The sequence below is a fragment of the Kitasatospora sp. NEAU-CNBT7 genome, assembly GCF_057220535.1.
In genome coordinates this window covers 346-8,420 of sequence record NZ_JBXQQB010000078.1, presented here as the reverse complement: position 1 = coordinate 8,420, position 8,075 = coordinate 346, and the positions used below count along the sequence as shown (strand labels likewise).

Genomic DNA, 8,075 nt, shown 5'->3' with positions numbered 1-8,075 from the left:
AGCTTGACGTTTATGGTCGTCGGGCTTGGTGTTCCTGGATCGACTCGGCGCGTTTGACCGTCTTGCCGACGTCGTGGCGCTTCGCCCGGCGCTTGTTCTTCGAGCCGGGAGGCCGTCCTGGGCCGGCTCGGGATGGTTTCGGCGCGGCCGCCGGGCAGGCCGCCGTCGCGCGGACGTTGCGGAACCCCCGCCGCACTCGGGCGGGGGTCAGGCGGCGGGGCTCGGCCGGTCGCTCCCAGGGACGGCGTAGATCCTCGGCGAGCGGCCGGGCGAGGCGGAGCTGGGTGTGGGCGGCGATGATGAGCCAGGTCCACAGGTCGGCGGTGTCCGCGTGGCGGATCTTCGGGGCGGTCCAGCCGAGGGTCTGCTTCATGAGCCTAAAGGTGTGCTCGAGATCGAACCTGCGGAGGAACGACTGCCACCAGTGGTCCACGTCTACGCTGGTGGCGCTGGTCGCGGAACACCACAGCCAGACCGGTTTCGGGTCGCGATCGCCAGGCAGGCGCTCAACCTTCAGCCGCGTCAACGTGCCGTGCAGGACCGGCAGTTCCTCCTCCGCGTGGTCCAGCCAGGGGCCGCGGTGGGTGAGTCTGGGGTGCATCCGATCCCACGCGATCGCCTCCGCCTTGCCGTAGCGGGTGGTGTCCGTGGCTGTGGTGACATCGGGCCGGTGCCAGCTGTCCGGCTTGGCGAAAGTGAGGACGCCCCCGTGACGACGAGGCCGGCCGCCCTTCGGGCCGGAGCGGGCGGGGCCTGCGTCGCGGAGCATGACGCGGTCCGAGCGCAGGCGTCCGACCAGCACGACGGGCAGGTCCCTCAGGGCGTGGGAGAGGTAGGCAACGTCGTAGCCGGCGTCCATCACGATGAGGATCTCGGGATCGCCTGTCCGCCAGTGCCCGGCCTGCTTCAACCGCTCTACGACATCGCGCAGTTGGGCGGCGGTGACGGCAGTCGCATCGTCCGCGGGGCCCAGGCGCACGGCGTCCAGCAGCGCGACCCAGGATGTGCGGCCGGACTCCAGCGCAGCGACGAAGGAGTACGGCCAGCCCGGCACGAACTGGTCCGTCTTGCGGTCTCCGCGTCCGTAGACGTGGCAGAACAGCCGGTCGTCGCTGGTGGGGGCGTCGGGGCGGAGCCAGTTGCTCACATCCACGGCCAGGACGACCCGGCCGTCGGCCGCCCTCGGCAGCGGCAGGCCCGCCAGTGCGCGCCGCAGCCGCGTCGGCTCCAGCCAGCCCTGGTCCAACGCCGAGTAGAGGGCACCGTGCCCGCGCCGGTGCTCGGTGGCCAGCGACAGCTCGACCAGGGTCTTCACGGGCCCGTCCGCGCACAGCACCGCGTCCGTGAGCTCGAAGAGCGCATCCGGGCGGCTGTACAGGGATTCGTAGAACTCGACTCGAAAGCGGGACAACAGGCCCAACGCCTCACCTGCGGGCGCATCGACAGGGAGACTCATAGACAGCGGCCGTTCTCTCGTGCTTCTTGACTCGACATCTCGAAGCGTGGAGAACGGCCGCCTCCGCTGTCCCGGGAAAAACCGCAGATTAGCAGGTCGGGTGACCAGCGAGGTTAAACGCCAAGCTCAGCGATGAGTTCAGGCTCGCGTTGTCCACGACGCCCAGCTGCGGCTGATCCGGACCGCGAGCGATCCGCTGGTTGGGAGTGGTGCCGTTGGTGCGGGCAGCCTGGCGGCCGATCCACAGCGCGCCGCACCGTCTCCTCCGTGCTCTCCCACATCAAACGGCGTAGGGCCAGATCGTCAGCATGTGAGCTCCGTACCAGCAGCCGGAGAACGCGGCGCCGGCCAGGATGACGATGGTGGTACGGAGCCTGGCCCGGGCCAGCGCCCTGGCGGCGGGTAGGAGAAAGACCACCGCTACAGAGAGCAACCGCAGCTTCGAGTGATAGAAGTTGCTCTGTGCCAGGGCCAGGACTACTACTGCGGTGCCGTACACCAGGAGCGGCGGCCAGCCTGACCGGCGCCAGGCGGCGATGGTGGCCGCGGTCAGAAGGACAAGCAGAAACGCAGTGCTCAGCGGTACCCAGCCGTCCGCGCGGACGAAAGTCTCACCCAGGAATCGGACAAGGGCGACGCCGCCGTCCCAGTGGGTACTCCATCCGGCCTCCTGAACGGCGAACCAGCCATCCGGCCTCCCGGTCCGGAGCCACACCCACAGCAGGTAGAGGGGAGATCCAGAGAAACCCATGGCAAGGGCCGCCAGCGGACGCGGGTGAAGCCGGCGCTCCTCACGGAGATGCAGGACGGCCGCAACCGCGAGGGCAAGCACCAGTGCCGCTGCCACCGGCCGGGTGAGGCCTGCCAGCAGGGTCAGCGCCCCCGCTGTCAGCCAGCACCCGCGATGAACTGCGAGCAACGCTGCGGCTGCCAGTGCCAGGAAGAGCGACTCGCTGTAGGCCATCGAAAAGGTGACGGCCATCGGCTGGGCGCTGGCGAGCAGGACGGTGGCGACGGTCGCGGTACGACGGTCGTAGAGGCGGGTGAGCAAGGCATGAACGGCGAGGGTCGCGGCCAGAAACCCAAGGTGGGCCGCGAGGAGTGCCGCGGAGCCGAGATCCAGGGCCGTGCCTGTGTGGAGGGCTCTGACGAGGACGGGGAAGAGCGGGAAGAAGGCGAGGTTGCTGCCCTGGAGCTGACCCGTGGCGTCATAGGTCAGTCCGCCGGGGTAGCCGTGTGCAGCGATCTCGAGGTAGTGCTGCCCGTCCCAGGAGAGAAGTCGTTCTCTGACACTCGGCCCGCCGGCCGGGTTGAGCAGCCACAACAGCGCGATTTGGGCGGTGGTGGCGGCCGCGTATGTCAGCAGGCCGGGGTGAAGGGGGCGGGTTCTGCGCAGGAGCAGCCGTAGCCGTCGGCCCCGGGCCGGGGGCGGTGTGGTGATGCGGTTGACGGCGGGGCGGTTGGCGGGGAGGTAGGTGTTCGGCACGGGGGTCCAGGGTCAGCTGCCGGGCAGGGGGGTGCCCTGGGCGTTCACGGGTCGGTCGGCGGCGAGGGCGTCGAAGAGGTTCTTGGCCTCGGTTTTCTTCCAAACGACGTTGGCCTTGTCGGATGGGACCACCGTGGAGCGTGGCACGTTGGGCACGGTGAGGAAGACGATCCGGTCCTTCGGGATGCCGTTGAGGCTCTTCGCGAGGTTGAAGATCTCCTTCAGGCCTCCGAGTTGGCTGTCAGTGGTCATCGAGCTCGTGGCTGCTTCGAGGAACCGGTAGAGGGCGGTCGGGTCGTAGAGCTTGCTGCGGGCCTTGTCCGCCATGGCCGCCATGAATTCCTGCTGCCGGGTTATGCGCCCGAGGTCGCTCCCGTCGCCGAAGCTGTAGCGGGCACGGACGTAGGCCAAGGCGTCCTCGTCCTTGATGGTCTGACACCCGGCCGGCAGGTTCAGTTGGGCCTTGGCGTCGCGGACGGCCTCAGGCAGGCAGACTTCGACGCCTCCCAGAGCGTTGACCATGCTTTTGAACCCGGAGAAGTTGATTTCGACGAAATGGTCGATCCGAAGACCGGTGTTCTTCTCCAGGGTCTTGATGGTGCAGGCTGCGCCTCCTGCCACGCCTCCGCGCGCGCTGCCGAGCGAGAACGCCTGGTTGATCTTCGACTCGCGCGGCCGGGACTGGGTCCCGTTGCCCAGGTCGCAGGCGGGGATGGACACCCAGGAGTCGCGGGGGAAGGAGACCACGGTGGCTCGCTTCCGGTCGGCCGAGACGTGAAGCACCATCAAGGTGTCGGACTGTGCGCTCTCCAGCCCCTTGCCGTACTGGTCCCCCAGACCGGCTCGGCTGTCGGACCCGATCAGGGCGATGTTCACGGCCTTGGTGTGCGATTGGGGGCGGTCCTTGCCGAGCAGGGACGAAAGATCGGCCGTTGTGATGTTGCCGTTGAGCTGCCGGTAGGCCCAGACCGCTCCTCCTGCCCCGAGCAGAACGGTGACAGCGACGAGGACACAGCTCCACCTGAGCCTGCGCCGTCGCCGGGCCCGTCGCCGGGCCGCCACGCGGGCGCGGCGGCTCATCCGCGGCCCGAGGGAAGGTGCAGCTGGCGCGGGTCGGTGTCCGCGGGGGCGGCTGCGCACTGTACTTCCTCCTCTCGGGCGGGGGACGGCCTCGTGCCGGGTCGGACTCGGTGCGGTCGCACCCGACGTCCGCGCGGCTCGAGAACCCCCTCGGGCCAGTGTCGGCCGGGGTGCGGCTGCCGCGGGGTTGTCGACGGGTTAGGGCTCAGCTGTCCGGTCTGTGCGGCCCTCCCACCGGATGCAGCACGGCCTTCAAGACTGCCCGAAGGGCCTCGGACAAGTCGGTGGGAACCGGGTTGAGTGGTGGCCCGCGCCCGCACGGGCGCCCTGCACCCGCACAGCTCGAAGGAGCGCCGATGCCCGTCCCCGTCATTCTCCGAGGTGCCCGTGTCCGGCTTGAGCCGATGGCCCTGTGCCATGCCGGAGCGCTCGCCGAGGCTGGATCCCGCAGCCGGAGCGGCAGGCCGTTCACTCCCATCCCGCACGATACGACCAGTGCCCAGGCCTACGTGTCGGCCGCTTTGGCTGACCAACTCGTCGGCGTGTCGATGCCGTTCACGGTGGTGCGGGTCTCGGACGGCGCGGTTGTCGGATCCACCCGGTTCCAGGAGATGGACTACTGGCAGGGCGAGGTCCAATGGCCGCCGCGGCCGGGTCCGCCGGTCGGCGAGGTGCGGAGGGCCGTCCCGGACGCGACGAGTGTCGGCGGGACGTGGCTGTCCCCTGATGCCCGGGGCACCGGTATCAACACGGAGGCGAAACTGCTGATGTTCCGGCACGCCTTCGAGGTCTGGAAGGTGCGGCGTGTATCCATCCAGGCCGATGCCCGTAATCTGCGTTCCTGCACTGCGTTGGAGCGCATGGGCGCTGTGTGCGAGGGGGTGCACCGCGCCCACTCACGCGGGCTGGACGGCGAGGTGCGCGACACCGCCCACTACTCGGTGCTGGACCGCGAATGGCCGATGGTCCGTTCCCTGGCGCAGGACTTCCTGTCCTCCCGGCGCCGCTCGGAGCGGCGCGTCGCCGCACCTGCCGTGCTCACCCAGGTCGGCTGCTCTCCCGTCGGTGTATCCGGCCCGCAGGCAGCGGTTAGGGATCGGTTAGCGGCCGCCCTCCTAGGGTGAAGGCATCCGCTCAGCGGAGCAGGTCCGGCCGTCCTCATCGTTCACCCGCCACCGGCCGCGACGAACGACCCCGGCGGGAACCGGGAACGACCGGCACGCGGGTTCACTACCCCGGCCTTGGCGCCACCTGACTGCAGCGCCGCCCAACACACTTCGTCCCGGTGCACCCCCTCGAACAAAGGACGATTCATGACACGTTCGACCCGAGCCCGACATCGCCGCCCGACCGCCGTCAACCGCGCGACCAACCGCGCGACCAACCGCGCGACCATGGTCGCCGGCGTCGCCGCCGCCGGCGTGGCGCTGCCCCTGTTCTCCTCCGGCTCCGCCCATGCCGCCTCGGTTGCGACGTGGGAGAAGGTGGCGGCGTGCGAGAGCAGCGGGAACTGGTCCATCAACACCGGCAACGGCTACCACGGCGGCCTCCAGTTCGCGCCCAGCACCTGGAACGCGTTCAAGGAGGGCATCAGCACGAAGGCCTTCGCCCACCAGGCCACCAAGGAGGAGCAGATCGCGGTGGCAGAGAAGGTCCTTGCAGTCCAGGGCCCTGGGGCGTGGGGCACGTGTGCTGTGAAGGCCGACCTCACCAAGGGCGGCCCCGCACCGGACCTGGGCCTCGCCCCCGGTGACGGCGCGCAGACCCCGGCACCTGCACCCGAGGCGCCGAAGGAGACCGCGCCCGTCAAGCCCGCGCCGAAGGCGGAGAAGAAGAAGACCAGCCCGGCCGCTCCTGCGTCCGGTGTCTACACGGTGCGGCCAGGGGACCACCTGTCGGCGATCGCCGCTGCCCACGGCACCACCTGGCAGCAGGTCTACCAGGCCAACCAGAGCGTCATCGGGGCGAACCCGAACCTGATCATGCCCGGTCAGCAACTGAAGATCTGACCTTCCGTGGTCCACGGGACGGCCGCCGTCCCGTGGACCACACATGTCTGTGCCCCGCCCCCGCGGCAGCGCACTCCCTGCGTCCACCACGGCGAGAGCCCGCAGCCCATCGAAAGGACCGACCGTGCCGACATCCCGATTGCGCGAGATCCCCATGCCCGGGATCGGCGTCCTGTACGACTTGAACACCCACAAAGGCCGGCATCTGTCGGTGATCGCCCACCATGACGGTACCCGGACCCTCAACGTCTACCGCGGGGACGACCCCGACGCCTGCCTGCTGTTCCTTCATCTCACCGGTGAGGAGGCACTGCTCGCCGCCGACGCACTGATCCCCGCTCACCACAATCCTCGTTCGCTGGCCGGCGGCACGCTGGCTGTCGAAGCCGAGCGCATCACGCTGTCCGCCTGCTCGAGGTGGAACGGCCGGCATTTGGGCGACGCCCGGCTGAACGCCGAGACAGGTGCCCACGTCGTCGCCGTACTGCGCCGTACCGAAGCCGTGCCTTCTCCCCGCGATGATCTCCGGCTTGCCGGTGGAGACACCCTGATCGTCGTCGGCCCGCGAGAGAGCGTTCACGCCGCCGCCGCGCTTCTCGGGCAGGAGTGACCGTGCACACCGCCACTGTTTTCATCGAACTCGGCTGCGTCATCATGGTGTTGGGGCTGCTCGGACGACTGGCCGGCCGCTACGGCCTCTCCCCCGTCCCGCTGTACCTTCTCGCCGGCCTGGCCTTCGGGCACGGCGGGCTGGTGCCCCTGCACGCGAGCACGGAGTTCATCACCACCGGCGCCGAGATCGGCGTCGTCCTGCTGCTGCTGATGCTGGGTCTGGAGTACACCGCCTCCGACCTGGTCCGCAACCTCAAAACCCAGTACCCGGCCGGTGTTGTCGACTTCGTTCTGAACGCATTGCCAGGCGCTGCGCTGGCTCTGCTGATGGGCTGGGGGCCGGTCGCGGCGGTGGTCCTGGCAGGTGTGACCTGGCTGTCCTCGTCCGGAGTGATCGCCAAAGTGCTCGGTGACCTCGGACGGGTGGGCAACCGCGAGACCCCGGTGGTCCTCAGCATCCTGGTCCTGGAAGACCTCGCCATGGCGGTCTATCTCCCGATCCTGACCGCCCTGGCGGCGGGAGCCGGGCTGCTGGCCGGCAGCATCACCCTGGCCGTAGCGCTGACCGCAGCCGGCGCCGTCCTGATCGTCGCGCTCAAGTACGGGCGCGTCATCTCACGGTTCGTCTCGCACGATGACCCGGAGAAGTTGTTGCTGGTGGTACTGGGCCTGACCCTGTTGGTGGCGGGGATCGCCCAGCAGCTTCAGGTGTCGGCGGCCGTGGGGGCTTTCCTGGTGGGTATCGCCCTGTCCGGCGAGGTCGCCGAGGGCTCGCACACCCTGCTCAGTCCACTGCGTGACCTGTTCGCAGCGGTCTTCTTCGTCTTCTTCGGCCTCAGCACCGACCCGGCGAGCATCCCTCCGGTGCTCGTGCCCGCTCTCGCACTGGCCGTCGTCACCACTGTCACCAAGATCGCAACTGGCTGGTGGGCTGCACGCCGGGCGGGAATCGGCGCACGCGGATGCTGGCGGGCGGGCGGCACACTGGTGGCGCGTGGTGAATTCTCCATCGTGATAGCGGGTCTGGCGGTCACGGCCGGGGTCCAGCCCGCGCTCGGCCCGCTGGCCACCGCCTACGTTCTGCTGCTGGTGGTCATCGGCCCGCTCACCGCACGATGGACGGAGCCGGTCGCCACACACCTCACCTCGGTTCTCCGGCGGCGCAGGCCCGTCGGTCCTACACCAACCGCCGACCGGTCCGTCATAGGCCTCGTCCCGTACACAGGCGACCGGAAGCAGACGTTTTCGAACGACCCGACCAACGGCCAGGGGCAGGAGCCCGCCGTCTGACTGGGGTGTGTCCAGCGACTGGTGTATCTCGTGTTGTGTGAGTTACCGGCGGCCGATGGAGAGTCGGCCGTCGAAGGCGATGTCGAAGGCCTGGAGTGCGGGCTTCCGGCGCATGGTCCAGCGTTTGCGGCCGGTGCCGGTG

7 protein-coding genes are annotated in these 8,075 nt (G+C 69.3%); 4 read left to right on the top strand and 3 right to left on the bottom strand.

Features of this window, described 5'->3' with window-relative positions; all coding sequences use genetic code 11:
• Positions 1-10 precede the first annotated feature (10 nt).
• The 3 genes from AC2TEW_RS37765 to AC2TEW_RS37755 all read right to left on the bottom strand — a co-directional run bounded on the left by AC2TEW_RS37765 (position 11) and on the right by AC2TEW_RS37755 (position 4,022).
• Complete coding sequence (locus AC2TEW_RS37765; protein WP_484627538.1) at positions 11-1,456, bottom strand: NF041680 family putative transposase; 1,446 nt, start codon at positions 1,454-1,456, stop codon at positions 11-13.
• Positions 1,457-1,736: 280 nt separating this feature from the next.
• Positions 1,737-2,942 carry a mannosyltransferase family protein gene (locus AC2TEW_RS37760; protein ID WP_484627727.1) on the bottom strand — a complete coding sequence of 402 codons (1,206 nt, stop codon included), beginning with the start codon at positions 2,940-2,942 and terminating at the stop codon, positions 1,737-1,739.
• Between the two features lie 12 nt (positions 2,943-2,954).
• Positions 2,955-4,022 carry an LCP family protein gene (locus AC2TEW_RS37755; protein ID WP_484627726.1) on the bottom strand — a complete coding sequence of 356 codons (1,068 nt, stop codon included), beginning with the start codon at positions 4,020-4,022 and terminating at the stop codon, positions 2,955-2,957.
• A 356-nt stretch (positions 4,023-4,378) separates the two neighbouring features.
• On the opposite strand from AC2TEW_RS37755, the gene AC2TEW_RS37750 reads away from it, so the two are divergent.
• The 4 genes from AC2TEW_RS37750 to AC2TEW_RS37735 all read left to right on the top strand — a co-directional run bounded on the left by AC2TEW_RS37750 (position 4,379) and on the right by AC2TEW_RS37735 (position 7,933).
• Positions 4,379-5,146, top strand: a complete 768-nt coding sequence (locus tag AC2TEW_RS37750) for a GNAT family N-acetyltransferase (protein ID WP_484627725.1) — start codon at positions 4,379-4,381, stop codon at positions 5,144-5,146.
• A 189-nt stretch (positions 5,147-5,335) separates the two neighbouring features.
• Positions 5,336-6,031 carry a transglycosylase family protein gene (locus AC2TEW_RS37745; RefSeq protein ID WP_484627724.1) on the top strand — a complete coding sequence of 232 codons (696 nt, stop codon included), beginning with the start codon at positions 5,336-5,338 and terminating at the stop codon, positions 6,029-6,031.
• Positions 6,032-6,155: 124 nt separating this feature from the next.
• Complete coding sequence (locus AC2TEW_RS37740; RefSeq protein WP_484627723.1) at positions 6,156-6,641, top strand: cation:proton antiporter regulatory subunit; 486 nt, start codon at positions 6,156-6,158, stop codon at positions 6,639-6,641.
• 2 nt (positions 6,642-6,643) lie between these two features.
• Complete coding sequence (locus AC2TEW_RS37735; protein WP_484627722.1) at positions 6,644-7,933, top strand: cation:proton antiporter; 1,290 nt, start codon at positions 6,644-6,646, stop codon at positions 7,931-7,933.
• Positions 7,934-8,075 lie beyond the last annotated feature (142 nt).

Bases quoted from the DNA above. Each gene is read 5' to 3' on its own strand.
- AC2TEW_RS37755 (WP_484627726.1), bottom strand. From the start codon at position 4,022: ATGAGCCGCCGCGCCCGCGTGGCGGCCCGGCGACGGGCCCGGCGACGG.
- AC2TEW_RS37745 (WP_484627724.1), top strand. From the start codon at position 5,336: ATGACACGTTCGACCCGAGCCCGACATCGCCGCCCGACCGCCGTCAAC.
- AC2TEW_RS37750 (WP_484627725.1), top strand. From the start codon at position 4,379: ATGCCCGTCCCCGTCATTCTCCGAGGTGCCCGTGTCCGGCTTGAGCCG.
- AC2TEW_RS37765 (WP_484627538.1), bottom strand. From the start codon at position 1,456: ATGAGTCTCCCTGTCGATGCGCCCGCAGGTGAGGCGTTGGGCCTGTTG.